Consider the following 15686-nt stretch of genomic DNA (forward strand, 5'->3'; position numbering starts at 1 on the left):
TGCTCTTCCGATCTGTCGCGTGGACCTCCTCGCGCAGCGGCGGCGGCAGCGGAGGGGGCAGCGGAGGGGGCTCGCCGCACAGCACGTCGCGGTCGCGGACCACCTCGCCGCGGTGGGGTCGTCCGCCCCACCCGGGGGGACGACCCCGCCGCGGGGCCTACGGCGCCGGCAGCTCCGCGAAGTCCGCGACGAGGCCCCGGTGGTGGCCGGCCGTGCCCAGCGTCAGCGAATCCGCCTTGGCCCGCTTGAGGTAGAGGTGGGCCGGGTGCTCCCAGGTCATGCCGATGCCGCCGTGGAGTTGGACGCATTCCTCGGCCGCCCGGACCGCGACGCCCGAACAGTAGGCCTGCGCCACCGCGACCGTGAGGGGTGCGTCCGGGGCTCCGGTGGCGAGGGCGTCGGCGGCGGCCCTGGCCGCGGCGCGGGCGGAGGCCACGTCGAGCCACAGCCGGGCGAGGCGGTGCTTGAGGGCCTGGAAGGAGCCGACGGGCCGGTTGAACTGGTGGCGGCCGCGCACGTATCCCACGGTCTCGGTCAGGCACCACTCGGCGAGTCCGAGCTGTTCGGACGCGAGCAGGCCGGCCCCGCTGAGCAGGGCCCCGGCGACGGCCGCGCGGGCGGTGGCGGGGTCCGCGAGGCGGGTGCCGGGCGAGGCGTCGAGGGTGACGCCGGCGAGGGGGCGGGTCAGGTCCAGCGGGACCGGTGCCGTGAGGCCGGCGGAGGCGGCGGGGACGGCGTGGAGTCCGGTGTCGGCGATGACCAGCAGGACATCGGCGGCCCCGGCGTCCGCGACGGAGGTGACCCTGCCGGTCAGCACCCCTCCCCCGGCGTCCCGCATGGGCTCCGGCAGCGGGGCTCCCGGGGCGAGGGTCAGCGGCAGGGCCGGTACGCAAATCTGCCGTCCGGAGGCGAGTTCCCCGAGCAGCGCGGCGACTTCGGGGGTCGAGGTGTCGCAGCCGAGGAGGATCTCCGTGGCGAGGACGGAGCTCGTGAGGTACGGGAGGGGGGCGACGGAGCGTCCGAGTTCCTCCAGGACCACGGCGGCTTCCCGGTGGCTCGCGCCCTGGCCGCCGAGCTTCTCGGGGACGAGGAGTCCGGCGGCGCCGATCCCGGCGGCGAGGGTGCGCCACAGCTGCGGGTCGTGGGGCCGGCCGGTCTCGGCGCGCGCGAGGACGGCCGCCGCGTCGCACCGGTCGGCGAGCAGGGCCCGTACGGCGGAGCGGAGTTCCTCCTCGGTCTCGGAGTACAGCAGGTCGAAGGGGGCGCGCTCGGCCGTCATCGGGAGAGGTCCTTCCAGGCGAGGTCCTTGTCGTCGCGCGGCTCGGGGGGCAGGCCGAGGACGCGTTCGGCGACGATGTTGAGGAGGATTTCGCTTGTGCCGCCCTCGATGCTGTTGCCCTTGGCACGGAGGTAGCGGTATCCGGCGTCGCGGCCGGTGAAGTCGACGGTTTCGGGGCGGCGCATGGTCCAGTCCTCGTACAGGAGGCCTTCCTCGCCGAGGAGTTCCACCTCCAGGCCGCTGATCTCCTGGTTGAGGCGGGCGAAGGTGAGTTTCATGCCGCTGCCCTCGGGACCGGGCTGTCCGGCGGAGAGCTGTTGGCGCAGCCGTTCGCCGGTGAGACGGGCGACCTCCGCCTCGACCCACAGGTCGAGGAGCCGCTGGTGCAGGGCGTGGGTGCGCAGGGCGGGCCGTTCGCGCCAGGCCGCGGCGACGGGGGCGATCATGCCGCCTTCGCGGGGGAAGCGCATGCCGCCGATGGAGACGCGTTCGTTCATGAGGGTGGTGCGGGCGACCGCCCAGCCCTCGCCGACGGCCCCGAGGCGGTGGGCGTCGGGGATGCGGACGCCGGTGAGGAAGACCTCGTTGAACTCGGCCTCCCCGGTGATCTGGCGCAGCGGCCGGACCTCGACGCCGGGGGCGTGCATGTCGCACAGGAAGTAGGTGATGCCACGGTGCTTGGGCAGGGTGGGGTCGGTGCGGGCGATCAGGATGGCCCAGCGGGCGGTGTGGGCGCTGGAGGTCCACACCTTCTGCCCGTCGACGACCCACTCGTCGTGTTCCTCGTCGAGGACGGCGCGGGTGCCGAGCGCGGCGAGGTCGGAGCCCGCGCCGGGCTCGCTGAACAGCTGGCACCAGACTTCGTCTCCGGTCCACAGGGGCCGCAGGAAGCGGGCCTTCTGCTCGTCGGTGCCGTAGGCGAGGATCGTGGGCGCGGCCATGCCGAGGCCGATGCCGATGCGTCGAGGGTCGTTGTCGGGGGCTCCGGCCGCTTCCAGAGCGGCGTCCACGACGGGCTGGAGGGAACGGGGCGCGCCGAGGCCACCGAGGCCCTCGGGGTAGTGCACCCAGGCGAGGCCCGCGTCGAAGCGGGCGCGCAGGAAGTCGGTCGGGGTGGTGCCGGCCGGCGGGTGGGCGGCGAGCAGGTCGCGGGTGCGGGCGGCGAGGTCCGCCGCGGTGACGGTCATCGGGTGCCTCCGTGGAGGGCCGGTACGACGACCAGCCGGCCGGTCGTGGTGCCGTCGGCGAGGCGCTGTACGGCGTCGGCGGCCGCGGCGAGCGGGACGCGTTCGCTGATCAGGGGTTTGATGGCGCCCTCGGCGGCGAGACGGGTGAGTTCGCCGTGGCAGGCGAGGACGGCCGCGGGGTCCTTCGTCGCGTACAGACCCCAGTGCAGGCCGAGGACGGCGTAGTTCTTGACCAGGGCGTGGTTGAGCGCGGGGGTGGGGACGGTGCCGCCGGCGAAGCCGACGATCACGATGCGGCCCTCGAAGGCCACGCACTTGGCGGAGGCGGTGTAGGCGTCGCCGCCGACGGGGTCGTAGACGACGTCGGCGCCGTGTCCGCCGGTGAACTCCTTGACCCGGGCGGCGATCCCGGCGGCGTCCTCGCCCGTGCGGTCGATGACGAGGTCGCAGCCGAGTTCCTCGGCGATGAGCGCCTTGGCCTTGCCGCCGACGACCCCGATGACGGTGGCCCCGGCGGCCTTGCCGAGTTGGACGGCGGCGCTGCCGACGCCGCCGGCCGCGGCGTGCACGAGGAGCGTCTCGCCGCTGCGGAGGCGGGCGCGGCGGTGGAGGCCGAACCAGCCGGTCTGGTAGCCGACGTGCAGGGCCGCCGCCTCGGCGTCGTCGAGGGTGTCGGGGGCCGGCAGCAGGGCCCGCGCGGGGGCGGTGACGTACTCGGCGAAACCACCGTGGGGCAGGCTCGGGTTGGCGATGACGCGGCGGCCGTCCTCGGTCTCGCCGCAGATCTCCACGCCGGGGGTGAAGGGCAGCGGCGGCCGGATCTGGTACTGCCCGCGAACCAGCAGCGCGTCGGGGAAGTTGATGTTGGCGGCGAGGACCTTGAGCCTCACCTCGCCCTCCCCGGGCACGGGTTCGGGAACCTCTTCGAGGCGCATGGCCTCGCGGGGTTCTCCGTGGGTGTGTACGCGCCATGCCTGCATCCGGGGCCTCCAGCCGCCGTCGAGGAACCATGCTCGGCGGCATACTAAGCGGTCGCTTGCACTCTTGGGAACCGGCCCGTCCACGGCGAAATCCGGACGACCCCGGAGCGGCGGGCATCCTTTCGGCCACCACCGAACGTCTCAGGGGGCAGCATGTGACCCGTACGCGTCATGACATGGCGGGGTACGTCACCCGACCTGGGGGGAATCGAATGAAGCGCATGACGGCAGCGGCGGGGGCCGCGGTCGCTCTGGTGGGACTGATCACGGCGGCCGGTCCGGCCGCCGCCGCACCACCGCTCTGCAAGCCGGACGTGCTGCGCCTGGAGGCCCTGCCCGCCGGGGCCCCGGGCGGTACGTTCGTCGATCGGGTGAACGCGCTGGGCAGGGGGGACCTGGCGGTCGGCACGTCGCGACAGCGGCCCGCGTACTGGCAGGGCGCCCGCGTCCACGCGGTACCGCTGCCGGCCGGGTACGCCTCGGGCGAGGTCCGGTCCGTGAACTCCAAGGGGCTGATGGCCGGAACCCTGAAGCAGGCGGGCACCGACAACCGCGTGCTGTTCACCTACCGGAAGGGCGCGGCGTCCGTACGACTGCTGAGCGCCCCGGCCCCGTCCCCCTACGAGGGGAAGGCCTTCGTCAGCGACACGGGCCGCGTGGCCGGCCTCGACGGCACGGTCGCCAAGGAGTGGGTGGACGGACAGCCCGCCCGCACCCTGGAACTGCCGCCGGGCAGCGATCCCCGGACCCGGATCACCGAGGTCAACGGCGTCAACAAGCGCGGGGACATCCTGGGCTCCGCGCTCCTGCACCACGAGACCCAGGACGGTTTCGTCTACCGCTCCTACCCCGTGGTGTGGCCCGCCGGTGGCGGACCGGCCCAGGGGCTGACGCCCGCGAGCGAGGGTGACTACTCGCGCACCACCGAACCGACGGGCATCGACAACGCGGGCACGGTGGTGGGCCACGAGTCGGAGGGCTGGCGCGACGTTCGGCGCGACGTCGGCCACCTGTGGTCGGCGCCCTACACGGCCGCCTCGACGGCGTCGCCCGATCTGCCCGGACAGAGCGAGCTGATCGCGAACGCGATCAGCCCGACCGGCCGGGTGGTGGTGGGCATGGCGTACTCCTGGGAGGACTTCGGATACCCCAAGCCCACCCAGGCCACCTACCGGACCGGCGACGGACCGGTGAGGACGCTCCCGACGCCGACGGCCGGGGCGCACGGCGAGGCGACCGCCGTATCGGGCGACAACCGCGTGGCCGGCGGCGAATCGTCGCCGACCGCGAGCCGGTTGCTCGTGTGGACGTGCGCCTCCCAACAGGCAACCATTCCGCAGGGTTGACAGTCTGATCATCGCAACCACTCGACACCGTGCGGCGGATGACGACCGCGACCGGGCCGGATCGCCCCGGTCGCGCCCCGCCGCCCATGCCATCAGGGGGACTTGACCTTGCAGAACGTCACCAGGAGACGCGCCGCCCACGTCGCGGGAACCGCCGTCGTCCTCGCCGGACTCATCACCGCGGCGGGACCCGCCGCTGCCGCCGGGGCCTCGTGCACGCCGGGCATCGAACTGCTGCCCACCGTCGCGGGGGCCGCGGGGGGCGTCGTGGAGGGCTTCGGCCCGGGAGGCCTCGTCGTCGGTGCCAGTGGGAGCGGTCCCGCCTACTGGACCGGCCCGGAACACACGCCGCACGCCGTCCCGCTTCCCGCGGGCTTCGAGTCCGGCACCGTCAAGGCCGTCAGCGCCAAGGGCCTGATGGTGGGGACCGCAACCCGCAACTCGGACCAGGCCGTCGTCGCCTTCGCGCACCAGCAGGGCTCGGCGACCTCCCAGGCGCTGACCGCGCCGCGCGTCGGGGACGTGGGAGTCGACATCAACGAGTCGGGCCGGGTCGTCTTCGTGGACGGCGACGTCGCGAAGGAATGGGTGAACGGCAAGGTCGTGCGCGAACTGCCGGTGCCCGCCGACGCGATCGCCGGAAGCACGATCACCTCGCTGAACGGGATCAACAAGCGCGGCGACATCGTCGGAACCGTCAGCGGCTCCTACTTCGACCACGAGAACGACATCATGGTCACCAAGACCTTCCCGGTGGTCTGGCCCGCCGGGGGCGGCTACCCGCCCTACAGCCTCCAGGTGTGGAACGGGTACCACGCCTCGTTCGCCACCATCGGCCGGGACATCGACGACCGCGGCCGGGTGGTCGGCCTGGAGAAGTACCACTACCGCAACGACCCGCGGCGGACGCCGGCCGTCTGGAAGAAGCCGTACGACACCCTGCCGACCGACCCGGGACGGCTCGCCGCGTACAGCAACGACCTGGAGTTCAACGGCAGCAGCCCGACCACCAACGTGGCCGTCGGCACCGCCACCGTCTTCGAGGAGAGCTACCAGAGCTACTTCCAGGCCGTCTACTGGACGGGCAAGGGTGCCCCGCTGGCACTGCCGCATCCCGCGGGCTCCACCCAGAACACCCTCAGCCGGGCCTTCGCCGCCACCGACGACGACCGCGTGGGCGGCACGATCGTCGACCGGGAGACGCGCGAGAACCACGCGGTCGTCTGGACCTGTGCGAGCAAGCAGGCGTACGCCAAGGGCTGAGTCCGGGCCGTGACGGGGCGGGACGGGACGGACGGGTGGGACCCGACGGGTCCCGGAGCCGGCCCGCCCCGTCACGGGCATGGTGATCCGAGCCCCCGCACGCTATCGATGGGCGCATGGACAACCACCCGCGCGGCCTGCCCGCGCCTCCCCCGCCCGGATCCGCCGCACTGCCCCCCGGCACCTACGCGGGGCAGGTCGTCCTCGTGACGGGCGGCGGGTCGGGGCTGGGCAAGGCCATCGCCGCCGAGTTCGCCCGGCTCGGCGCCGATCTGGTCATCGCGAGCCGTCGCGCCCGGCAGTTGGAGGCGGCCCGCGCGGAATTGGCCGCCGTTCCCGGGGCGGGCCGGGTGACGGCCGCCGTCTGCGACGTCCGTGACCCGGAACGGGTCGCGGACGTCTTCGACGCCGCCGAGGCGGCGCTCGCGCTCCCCGACGTGCTGGTCAACAATGCCGCCGCCAACTTCCCCTGTCCGGCGGAGGACCTGTCCCCCAACGCGTGGCGGGCCGTCGTCGACACCACCCTGACGGGCACCTGGTTCATGACCCGGGAGTTCGGCCGCCGACACCTGGCGGCGGGCACCCCGGGGTCGATCGTCAACATCGGCGCCTCGTACGCCTGGACGGGCGGGCCGGGTTTCGCCCACAGCGCCGCGGCGAAGGCCGGCGTGAAGAACCTGGTGGAGACCCTCGCCGTCGAGTGGGGCCCGTACGGCGTCCAGGTCAACGGGCTCGTCCCCGGGCTGTTCCCGCACGAGGACATGTCCGAGGACATCCGCGGCGGCCTGGAGCGGGCCGCCCCCGGCGCCAAGGACGCCCGGCAGCCCGCCCTGCGCGTGGGCGTTCCCCGTGAACTGGGCTGGGCCGCCACCTTCCTGGCCTCCCCCTATGCCCGCTTCGTCACCGGCCACACCCTCGTCGTGGACGGCGCCAACTGGCAGCGCCGGAGCCTGGTCAGCCCCGAGGTCGTCCCGCTGCGCGACCAACTGGGCCGTCCGCCCTTCGGCCACTGACCCCGGGGCGGGCCCGGGGGAGGTGCGCGGGCCGGCGTGCGTGGGACCGACGCCGGTCCGCCGGTGTCGGTGGCCACCCGCAGACTGGCGGCATGACCCTCGCAGACCTGACCTTTGCCCGGTGGCGGTCCCTCGACCTCGCCTCCGCCCGCCGCATCGCCGAGGAGACGGCCGCCCTCGTGGACGGCAAGGTGGCCCGGGTCGACTCGGTCGAGCACCTCGGCGGCACGCTGCACCGGGTACGGATCGAGCGGGGCGGCCGGGCGTTCGCCCTGATACCCGGCGGCCGCGTCCGTCTCGGCTTCGACCCGGACTCCTGGCGTCCGACAGCCGCGCAACTGGCCGACTACGCCGGGTCCGTGAGCGCCGGGTTCGGTTTCGGCCCCGACCTGTCGGCCCATCTCGGCCACGAGCTGAGCCCCGTACGGACGGTGGCGCTGGACACCGTCCTGATGGCGGTGGAGGACGAGGATGTGTCGGAGGTTCCGGACGACATACCGGCGGCGTTGGCGGCGGACGGGCTCCGGATGCCGAGCGCGGACGAGTGGGAGCACGCCTGCGGGGCCGGCGCGGGCACCCTGTTCCGCTGGGGCGACGAGTGCCCGCTCGACGAGCCCTCGTACGGGAACGGCACCCTGCGGCACGAGCCGAACGCGTTCGGCCTGCACATCGCCTACGACAGCTACGGCGGCGAGTTGAGTTCCGACCGCGGGGCCTTCCACGGCGGTGACGGCGGGGCCGCCGCCTGCGGCGGGTACGGGAGCCTGCTGGAATGGTTGCCGCTCGCCACGGCCTGCCGGAACCCGGGGATGGCCGAGTTCTCGTACGGACCCGACGGCGAGGATCCGGGCGAGGAGTTCTCCACCCGGCCCGTCCTCACGCTCCCCTGAACTCCGGGGGACGGCGGGCGGCGCCGGCTCCGTAGCCCTCGCGGCAGTCGTCGGAGGTGAGGGTGAGGGCCGCGGTCATCGCGACTCGATCGAGGGCCGCGGGCAGGGCGGCGTCCGCGAAGGAGTCGACGGCCCTCTTGATGCCCTGCACCGCGAGCGGCGCGTTGGCGGCGATCTCGGCCGCCAACGCGCGTGAGGTGGCGTCCAGTTCGGCCTCGGGGACGACCAGTTGGACCAGGTTGAGGCGCTCCGCGGTGGCGGCGTCGATCCGGCGACCGGTCAGTGCCAGGTACTTGGCCCAGCCCGCGCCCGCCTCGCGGGCGATGCGCAGGTCCCCTCCGGCGTCCACGGCCACGCCCAGGCGGGCTTCGGGGAGGGCGAAGACGGCATCCTCGGAGGCCACCCGGACGTCCGCCATGAGCGCCAGTTCGAATCCGAAACCCAGGCAGTAGCCCTGGACGGCGGCGACCACGGGCTGCGGGAGCCGGGCGAGGACCGCGAAGCGTTCGTGGACCCAACGGATGCCCTCGTAGTAGTTGCGGGTCCGTTCCGCGGCGGACCCGCCCGTGACGGCTCCGCCGGGGGCGGTCACGTCGATGCCCGCGCAGAAGGCCCGTCCCTCGGCCCGGAGCAGGACGGCGCGCACCGACGGGTCGAACCGGATCCGGTCCGCGAGGAGGCCCAGCTGGCGGGTGGACTCCCAGCTCCAGCCGTTCAGCTTGTCCGGGCGGCACAGCGTGAGGACCGCCACCGAATCCTCGACGTCGAGCCGGATGCGTTCCGCACCCTCGCCGATCTCCGTGGTGATGGTGTCGATCACCGTGTCCCGCCCCCGTCCCCGTCGAAGCACCGCCCCAATACCTGACGCCCCGTCAGACTAGGGTGCTCGGATCAGCGGGGGAAGACCTCGAACGGCACCGCCGGCCGGCCGTCGAAGCGGCCCGCGGCCTGCTGGACGTTGCCCGTCAGGAACGAGCGGACGTACTCCTCGGGGTCCTGGTCCGTCAGCACCTCGATGTACGCCTTGTGTTCCAGCAGGGACTTGATGGCGCGCTCCAGGCCCGGACCGGCGTCGGAGGCGTGCGTCGGCGTGACGGATCCGGAGACGGCCACCCAGCGGACCCCGTTCCAGGGCTCCAGGCCCTGCTCGGAGATCAACTCCGGGAAGATCCACCGGTTGCCCGCGTCGGCGGCGGCGTCCAGGGTGGCCCGGCCGACGGCCCGGTGATCAGGCGTGTTCCAGAAACCGCCACCACCCGCTCCACCCCAGGTGTCCCGGTGGTTGAGGGTGATCACCAGCTCGGGGCGGTGGCGTCGGATGGCCGCCGCGATGTCCCTGCGCAGGTCCAGGCCGTATTCGACGACCCCGTCGTGGTGGTCGAGGAACTCGACCGTGGACACCCCGACGACGGCCGCGCTCGCACGCTGCTCGGCCTCCCGCAGCGGGGCGCATTCGGCCGGGGCGATCGTGTCGATGCCCGCCTCGCCCCGCGTGGCCAGCACGTAGACGACCTCGCGGCCGCCGTCCGTCCAGTCCGCGATGGCCGCCGCGCAGCCGTACTCCAGGTCGTCGGGGTGCGCGACCACCGCGAGGGCGCGCCGCCAATCGGTGGGCATGGGCTGCAAGGGGGCCTGCTGATCGGCTCGTTCGCTCATGCCCCGCAGAATAGGCGAATGGATGCCCACGGGCAGGTGGTGGCCCTGCGCGACGCCACCGGAATGTTCTTCGAGTCCGCCCGCACCGCGTTCCCCGGCGCGGGGGACGCGGCCTGGGCGAGGGCCGCCGCGTTGGATCCCGGTTCCGTCGGGCCGAGCGGTGCCTGGCGGCTGGACTTCCGGTGCTTCGCCGTGGCCCGGCCGGGCGGCCGGTGGCTCCTGGTGGACGCGGGGGTGGGTCCGGCGAACGGCCCCGCCGCGGGCTGGGCTCCGGTGCCCGGCCGGCTGCCCGCGGCGCTGGCCGAGGCGGGCATCGCGCCGGGCGACGTGGAGACGGTGGTCCTGACCCATCTGCACGAGGACCACGCGGGGTGGACGCTGGGGCCGGACGGGGAGCCGTTCTTCCCCGAGGCGCGGTACGTCGTGCAGCGCGTGGAGGTGGAGTCCCTGGATCCGGCCGACCCGGTGCGGGACTGGGCGGTCACGCCCTTGCGGGCCGCCGGCCGACTGCACGAGGTCGACGGCGAGCACCGCCTCGCGCCCGGTCTGACGCTGCTGCCGACGCCCGGGCACACCCCCGGGCACCAGTCGGTTTTGGTCGAGCAGGGCGACGGGGCGCGGGACGTCCTGGTCACCGGTGACGTACTGGTCCACGCGGTGCAGCTCGCGGACCCGTCGGTCCCGTACTCGCACGAACGCGACCGGGCCACGGCCCGGGCCGTCCGGGAGGCCCTGCTCGGCCGGGCGGCGAAGCGCGGCGCACTGCTTGCCACCGCCCACCTGACCCGCCCCTTCGTGGAACCGGACGGGCAGGATCCGCGCGAATCGGCCTGATCCGGAGGGCGGCCCGATCCGGAGGTCGACCCGATCCCGGAGGTCACCGCCCGGGTGTCGGCCCTCAGTCGTCGAGCAGGGTGAGCAGCCGGTCCAGGACGCGGGGGCCTCCGGCACGGACGCCATCGTGTTCGAACTCGTCCGTCACCCAGGTCTTCAGGCCCCTGATGGCGCGGGCGGTGCGCAGGGAGTGGCCGGTGTCGACGTACATGTCGTCGTGGTAGACGGCGGCCGCGACCGGCACCTCGTTGGCGGCGAGGCGGTCGGCGTCGTACAGGGGCTGCCAGCCGGTGCGGGCGGCCAGCAGTTCGGCGGTCTCGCGCAGCGGGGCGAGGGCCGGGTCCGAGGTGAAGTGCCAGGGGTGGATGGTCTCCCCCGTGAACAGGAGCGGCTCGTCGCCCGCGAGGGTCTTGGCCGCGTCGAACCGGGGCAGGCCCGCACGGACCCGTTCGGCCGCCCAGCCGGTGGGTACGGCCGGGTCCTGCGCGTAGATCGACTCGTGGAGCAGCGCGTAGAGGGGGTGCCCGGCGAAGGAGAGCTGCGCGTGGGCGTTCTCCAGGAAGGCGTCGGAGAGGGCGGGCCCGCCGGCGCCGGGGACGAAGGCGTCCTCCAGGAGGTAGTGCAGTTGGTGGCCGCCGTCGCCGGAGCCCAGGAGCATCCCGAGGGACTGGAAGGCCTCGACGGTCAGCCGGTAGCCCCCGGGGAGCAGGGCGGGCCGCTCGGCGAGGTGGGCGGCGACGCGGCGGGCGCGCTCCACGTCCATGGGGTAGCGGGCGTAGTGGGCCGCGTTCTTGCGCTCGACGCGCGGGTACGCGGCCTCGTACACCTGGTCGGCGGTCGCGTCGAGGGAGGGCAGACCGCCGGTGATGAGGGCGGCGGTGAGGCCCTCGGGGGCGGTGCAGAGGTAGTGGGTGGCGCAGAACCCGCCGAAGCTCTGGCCGAGGACGGTCCAGGGCGCGCCTCCCGTCAGGGCCGGACGGACGGCCTCGGCGTCGCGGACGATCGAGTCGGACCGGAAGTGCGCCAGGTACTCGGCCTGCTGGGCGGGGTTCCCCCGCAGGGGCAGCGTCTGCCGGGTCAGGGGTGTGGAGTGGCCCGTTCCGCGCTGGTCGAGGAGCAGGACCCGGTAGCCGGTGAGCGCCCGCTCCAGCCAGGCCTGCCGGCCGACGAACCGCCGCGCCCCGAAGCCCGGGCCGCCCTCCAGGTACAGCAACCAGGGCAATCCTTCGGGGTCCCGGCCGGTGGCCACGACCTCGCGGCCGTACAGCTCGATCCGCTCGCCGTCGGGGCGGGCGTGGTCGAGGGGGACGGTGAAGTGGTGGTCGGTGAGGACGACACCGGGCTGGCGGTAGCTGCGGGCGACGGTCACGGACGGCCCCTGGGGTGTGGGTACGGATTCCGCGCGCCCGCGCCCCGGCCGGTTCGCGGCGGGGTGCGGGACGGGGAGTTCGGCGGTCGGGCCGAGTGTAGGTCGTGGCCCCGGGCCCCTGCCGATCGGCAGGGGCCGCGTGGGCCGGTGGGGTGGCGGTGCGGGCGCCGCGGCGCCCGGCGGTCACACCGCCGCCCCGTCACCGCGTCACGGCGTCACGGCGTCACGGCGTCACGGCGTCACCGCGTCACCGGGTCAGAACTGGACCACCGAGCGGAGGACCTCGCCCCGTTCCATCCGCCCGAAGGCCTCCTCGACGCCGTCGAGCGGGATGGTCTCGGAGACGAACGCGTCGAGGTCGAGCCGGCCCTGGAGGTACAGGTCGATCAGGAGCGGGAAGTCACGCTCGGGCAGGCAGTCCCCGTACCAGGAGGACTTGAGGGCGCCGCCGCGACCGAAGACGTCCAACAGGGGGAGTTCGAGCTTCATCTCGGGCGTCGGGACACCGACCAGGACGACGGTCCCGGCGAGGTCGCGGGCGTAGAAGGCCTGCCGGTACGTCTCGGGGCGCCCCACGGCCTCGATGACGACGTCCGCGCCGTTGCCGCCGGTCAGCTCCTGGATCGCCTTGACGACGTCCTCCGTACCGCCGTTGACCGTGTGGGTGGCTCCCAGGCCGCGGGCCCACTCCAGCTTCCGGTCGTCGAGGTCGACGGCGATGATCCGGGAGGCACCCGCGAGCCGGGCGCCCGCGACCGCCGCGTTGCCCACTCCCCCGCAACCGATGACGGCGACCGAGTCCCCGCGGCCCACGTTGCCCGTGTTCAGGGCGGCGCCCAGGCCGGCCATCACCCCGCAGCCCAGGAGGCCGGCGGCGGCGGGCGAGGCGGCCGGGTCCACCTTGGTGCACTGCCCGGCGGCGACGAGGGTCTTCTCGGCGAAGGCTCCGATGCCCAGCGCCGGGGACAGCGGGGTGCCGTCCTCCAGCGTCATGGCTTGGCCGGCGTTGTGCGTGGCGAAGCAGTACCAGGGGCGGCCGCGGCGACACGCCCGACAGTTGCCGCACACCGCACGCCAGTTGAGGACGACGAAGTCGCCGGGGGCCACCGAGGTGACGTCCGGGCCGACGGACTCGACGACGCCGGCCGCCTCGTGGCCGAGGAGGAAGGGGAACTCGTCGTTGATCCCGCCCTCCCGGTAGTGCAGATCGGTGTGACAGACCCCGCAGGCCTGGATCTTGACCAGGGCCTCCCCGGGCCCCGGGTCGGGCACGAGGATCGTGGTCACCTCCACCGGTGCGCCCTTGCCGCGCGCGATGACCCCTCGTACACGATGCGTCACGTCGTACCCCGCTCTGGTAGTTCGGTCCTGTTGCCGGGAGCGTGTGGTCTCAGGGTCTCTGGACCTCCGGATCTCCGGCACACCTCTGGATCAACGAACGTACACGGGCGGCGGGTGGTGCGGGAGCCGTGTCACGTTCCGGCGCCCCGACCGGCCAGATCCGGCGGTAGGGCGGACCGCAGCGAAGCGGTGAACGCGGCCACGGCGGGGTGGGCGCCGGCCCCGCTGCGGAAGGCGATCCTGGTACGTCGTTCCATGCGCAGGCGGGTGAGGGAGACGCCCGGCACGTCGGTTCCGGGGGTCCCGAGCTGCGGCACCACGGCGACCCCGAGCCCCGCGGCGACGAGGGCGAGGACGGTGGCGAACTCATCGACCCAGTGCCGGACGCGCGGGCCGAAACCGGCGGCCTGGCAGGCCCGCACGGTCATGGCGTGGCAGAGGGTCCCGGGCGTGGCGGTGATCCACGGGGCGTCACGGTGGGCCCGCAGGACCTCGTCCTGGCCGGGCGCGGCGCCGGGTCCCGTGCCGGGTCCCGGTCCCGGGCCTGACGCTCCGTCGGTCCAGGTGTCCGGCCCGCCGGCGGGCGCCGCCAGGTACATGGCCTCCCGGTACAAGGGCCGGGTGGTCAGGCCCGGTTCCTCCGGGTCGGGAACGAAGTCGTAGGAGTGGACCAGGGCAACGTCCAGCTCACCGGCCCGCAGCGCGTGGGCGACCGCGGCCGGGTCGGTCTCGCTGAGCATCGGTTCCAGCCCCGGGTGGCGCCGGGCCAGGTCGGCGAGGGCCGCCGGGACGATGGCCCGGGTGGCGGTGGGGAAGGCCCCGATGCGCAGGGCTCCGGCCAGGCCGGTGCGGGCCCCGGCGAGTTCCGCGTCGGCCTGCTCCAGCCGTTCGAGGACGACCTCGGCATGGCGGACCAGGTTCTGCGCGGCCGGGGTGAGGCGGACCCTGCGCCCGGTGCGCTCCAGCAGCGGCAGTCCCGCCTCGCGTTCCAGGACCCCGAGTTGTTGGGATACGGCCGATGGGCTGAAGGCCAGGGCCTCGGCCACGGCGGCGATGGTGCCGCGCCGGGCGAGTTCGCGCAGGAGGCGCAGGCGGCGTACGTCGAGCATCGGCTCAGCTTACGGTTCGGGTAAGGAATGCGAACTGGATTCGACGGTCGGGGCGGGCGAGGCTCTGTCCATGCACCAGGACACCTTCCAGGACATCGCCCCCGCCCCCACCCGGGGCACCACGCACGACGTGACCCTCGACCCCGACCGGGGCACCTCGCACGACATGGCCCTCGACCCCAACCGGGGCGCAACGCACGACATGGCCCCCGCCCCCGACCGGACCACTGCGCACGACATCGCGCGGGGCCCCGCGCTCGGCGGGATCCACGTCCCCCTCGTCACCCCCTTCACCCCGGCCGGGGACGTCGCCGTCGCGACCCTGGAGGCCCTCGCGCACGAGGCGCTCGACGCGGGGGCGGTCGGGATCGTCGCCCTCGGCACCACCGCCGAGAGCGCTTCCCTGGACGAGGCCGAGCGGGACCTCGTCACCGGGGTCTGCGCCCGCGTCTGCCGGGAGCGCGGAGCGCTGCTGACCGTGGGCGCCGGGGCGAGCGCGACCCGGGCGGCGGAGGCCGCGCTGGTCCGGCTGGCGCGGTGGCCGGAGGTGGGGGCGGCCCTGGTGACGGTACCGCCGTTCGTGCGGCCCTCGGCCGCGGGGGTGCTGGCGCACTTCGGGCGACTGGTGGAAGTGAGCCCGGTACCGTTGATCGTCTATCACGTCCCGTACCGCACCGGGCAGCGGCTGGACGCGGCGGCGCTGGCGGCCCTGGGGTCCCTGCCGGGGGTGGTCGGGGTGAAGTACGCGTCCGGCGGGATCGACCAGGACACGGTGGAGCTGATGGGCGGACTGCCGGCCGGCTTCGCGGCGCTGGCGGGGGACGACGCGTACCTGTCGCCGATGCTCGCCCTCGGCGCGGTGGGCGGGATCCTGGCTTCGGCCCACCTGGCGACGGAGCGGTTCGTGGACCTCGCGGCGGCCTGGGAGGCCGGTGACGTCCCGCGCGCCCGGGCCCTGGGCCACGCGCTGGCCCGACTCTCGGCGGCGGTCTTCGCGGAGCCGAACCCGGTGGTGCTCAAGGGGGTGCTGCACGCCCTGGGCCGGATCCCGTCACCCGACGTACGGCTCCCCCTGCTGCCGGCGTCGGACGCCGCGGTCGGGGTCGCGCTGACGGCCCTCGCGGAACTCCCGGCACCCGGACCCGGCGACGCGGACCCTCCCACGCACCCTTAGGCCCCGGTATGGGCGATTCGCCACCAACAGCCGGGTAGCCCGAATCGGGAGCATCGGGCGCGGAATTGCCCGAAATGGCGCCGGGCTCCCGAAACCGTGATGTCGGTCACGCGGACAGGGTCAACATCATTTCTGCGGAATGGCGGATTCCCTTTTCCCCGAAAGGGAATCCGCCGTGGACCGAACTCCCTTTCATGGTCATTTACCCGCGGGAACCGGGAAGTCGATCTACCCCACGAATTCGC

14 protein-coding genes are annotated in these 15686 nt (G+C 74.1%); 6 read left to right on the plus strand and 8 right to left on the minus strand.

Annotated features, from left to right (window positions below; all coding sequences use genetic code 11):
* Positions 1 to 157: 157 nt before the first annotated feature.
* The 3 genes from NOD94_RS22740 to NOD94_RS22750 are packed head-to-tail and all read right to left on the minus strand — an operon-like array spanning position 158 to position 3446.
* Positions 158 to 1279, minus strand: a complete 1122-nt coding sequence (locus NOD94_RS22740) for an acyl-CoA dehydrogenase family protein (protein ID WP_281207897.1) — start codon at positions 1277 to 1279, stop codon at positions 158 to 160.
* Entirely contained in the window at positions 1276 to 2466 is a 1191-nt protein-coding gene (locus NOD94_RS22745; protein WP_281207898.1) for an acyl-CoA dehydrogenase family protein, read from the minus strand. The genes NOD94_RS22740 and NOD94_RS22745 overlap by 4 nt, the downstream gene beginning before the upstream one ends.
* Positions 2463 to 3446, minus strand: a complete 984-nt coding sequence (locus NOD94_RS22750; RefSeq protein ID WP_281207899.1) for an NADPH:quinone oxidoreductase family protein — start codon at positions 3444 to 3446, stop codon at positions 2463 to 2465. The genes NOD94_RS22745 and NOD94_RS22750 overlap by 4 nt, the downstream gene beginning before the upstream one ends.
* A gap of 221 nt (positions 3447 to 3667) precedes the next feature.
* Between NOD94_RS22750 and NOD94_RS22755 the strand changes: the two genes are divergently transcribed.
* From NOD94_RS22755 to NOD94_RS22770, 4 genes are all read left to right on the plus strand, one after another.
* A complete protein-coding gene (locus NOD94_RS22755; protein WP_281207900.1) occupies positions 3668 to 4792 on the plus strand; it encodes a hypothetical protein in 1125 nt (374 codons plus the stop codon).
* A gap of 102 nt (positions 4793 to 4894) precedes the next feature.
* Positions 4895 to 6055 carry a hypothetical protein gene (locus NOD94_RS22760; RefSeq protein ID WP_281207901.1) on the plus strand — a complete coding sequence of 387 codons (1161 nt, stop codon included), beginning with the start codon at positions 4895 to 4897 and terminating at the stop codon, positions 6053 to 6055.
* Between the two features lie 116 nt (positions 6056 to 6171).
* A complete protein-coding gene (locus NOD94_RS22765; RefSeq protein WP_281207902.1) occupies positions 6172 to 7068 on the plus strand; it encodes an SDR family oxidoreductase in 897 nt (298 codons plus the stop codon).
* A gap of 92 nt (positions 7069 to 7160) precedes the next feature.
* The gene (locus NOD94_RS22770; protein WP_281207903.1) at positions 7161 to 7958 is read left to right on the plus strand and encodes a hypothetical protein; all 798 of its coding nucleotides are present in this window, start codon (positions 7161 to 7163) and stop codon (positions 7956 to 7958) included.
* Here the strand turns inward: NOD94_RS22770 and NOD94_RS22775 are convergent.
* Together NOD94_RS22775 and NOD94_RS22780 are read right to left on the minus strand one after the other, a co-directional pair.
* On the minus strand, positions 7945 to 8778 hold the full coding sequence (locus NOD94_RS22775; RefSeq protein WP_281207904.1) for an enoyl-CoA hydratase/isomerase family protein: 834 nt from the start codon (positions 8776 to 8778) through the stop codon (positions 7945 to 7947). The two genes, NOD94_RS22770 and NOD94_RS22775, sit on opposite strands and share 14 nt — an antisense overlap.
* 71 nt (positions 8779 to 8849) lie before the next feature.
* Complete coding sequence (locus tag NOD94_RS22780; protein ID WP_281207905.1) at positions 8850 to 9614, minus strand: PIG-L deacetylase family protein; 765 nt, start codon at positions 9612 to 9614, stop codon at positions 8850 to 8852.
* Positions 9615 to 9632: 18 nt separating this feature from the next.
* On the opposite strand from NOD94_RS22780, the gene NOD94_RS22785 reads away from it, so the two are divergent.
* The gene (locus NOD94_RS22785) at positions 9633 to 10448 is read left to right on the plus strand and encodes an MBL fold metallo-hydrolase (protein ID WP_281207906.1); all 816 of its coding nucleotides are present in this window, start codon (positions 9633 to 9635) and stop codon (positions 10446 to 10448) included.
* Between the two features lie 64 nt (positions 10449 to 10512).
* Here NOD94_RS22785 and NOD94_RS22790 read toward each other — a convergent pair whose 3' ends face one another.
* The 3 genes from NOD94_RS22790 to NOD94_RS22800 form a co-directional block, all read right to left on the minus strand.
* A complete protein-coding gene (locus tag NOD94_RS22790; protein WP_281207907.1) occupies positions 10513 to 11817 on the minus strand; it encodes an alpha/beta fold hydrolase in 1305 nt (434 codons plus the stop codon).
* A gap of 255 nt (positions 11818 to 12072) precedes the next feature.
* The gene (locus tag NOD94_RS22795) at positions 12073 to 13158 is read right to left on the minus strand and encodes an S-(hydroxymethyl)mycothiol dehydrogenase (RefSeq protein ID WP_281207908.1); all 1086 of its coding nucleotides are present in this window, start codon (positions 13156 to 13158) and stop codon (positions 12073 to 12075) included.
* Positions 13159 to 13289: 131 nt separating this feature from the next.
* Complete coding sequence (locus NOD94_RS22800) at positions 13290 to 14267, minus strand: LysR substrate-binding domain-containing protein (RefSeq protein ID WP_281207909.1); 978 nt, start codon at positions 14265 to 14267, stop codon at positions 13290 to 13292.
* A 70-nt stretch (positions 14268 to 14337) separates the two neighbouring features.
* Between NOD94_RS22800 and NOD94_RS22805 the strand changes: the two genes are divergently transcribed.
* Complete coding sequence (locus NOD94_RS22805) at positions 14338 to 15441, plus strand: dihydrodipicolinate synthase family protein (RefSeq protein ID WP_348652346.1); 1104 nt, start codon at positions 14338 to 14340, stop codon at positions 15439 to 15441.
* Positions 15442 to 15686 lie beyond the last annotated feature (245 nt).

This window comes from Streptomyces sp. Isolate_45 (assembly GCF_024721315.2).
In the GTDB taxonomy this organism is placed as follows: Bacteria; Actinomycetota; Actinomycetes; order Streptomycetales; family Streptomycetaceae; genus Streptomyces.

Bases quoted from the DNA above. Each gene is read 5' to 3' on its own strand.
- NOD94_RS22740 (WP_281207897.1), bottom strand. From the start codon at position 1,279: ATGACGGCCGAGCGCGCCCCCTTCGACCTGCTGTACTCCGAGACCGAG.
- NOD94_RS22745 (WP_281207898.1), bottom strand. From the start codon at position 2,466: ATGACCGTCACCGCGGCGGACCTCGCCGCCCGCACCCGCGACCTGCTC.
- NOD94_RS22750 (WP_281207899.1), bottom strand. From the start codon at position 3,446: ATGCAGGCATGGCGCGTACACACCCACGGAGAACCCCGCGAGGCCATG.
- NOD94_RS22755 (WP_281207900.1), top strand. From the start codon at position 3,668: ATGACGGCAGCGGCGGGGGCCGCGGTCGCTCTGGTGGGACTGATCACG.
- NOD94_RS22765 (WP_281207902.1), top strand. From the start codon at position 6,172: ATGGACAACCACCCGCGCGGCCTGCCCGCGCCTCCCCCGCCCGGATCC.
- NOD94_RS22770 (WP_281207903.1), top strand. From the start codon at position 7,161: ATGACCCTCGCAGACCTGACCTTTGCCCGGTGGCGGTCCCTCGACCTC.
- NOD94_RS22780 (WP_281207905.1), bottom strand. From the start codon at position 9,614: ATGAGCGAACGAGCCGATCAGCAGGCCCCCTTGCAGCCCATGCCCACC.
- NOD94_RS22785 (WP_281207906.1), top strand. From the start codon at position 9,633: ATGGATGCCCACGGGCAGGTGGTGGCCCTGCGCGACGCCACCGGAATG.
- NOD94_RS22800 (WP_281207909.1), bottom strand. From the start codon at position 14,267: ATGCTCGACGTACGCCGCCTGCGCCTCCTGCGCGAACTCGCCCGGCGC.
- NOD94_RS22805 (WP_348652346.1), top strand. From the start codon at position 14,338: ATGCACCAGGACACCTTCCAGGACATCGCCCCCGCCCCCACCCGGGGC.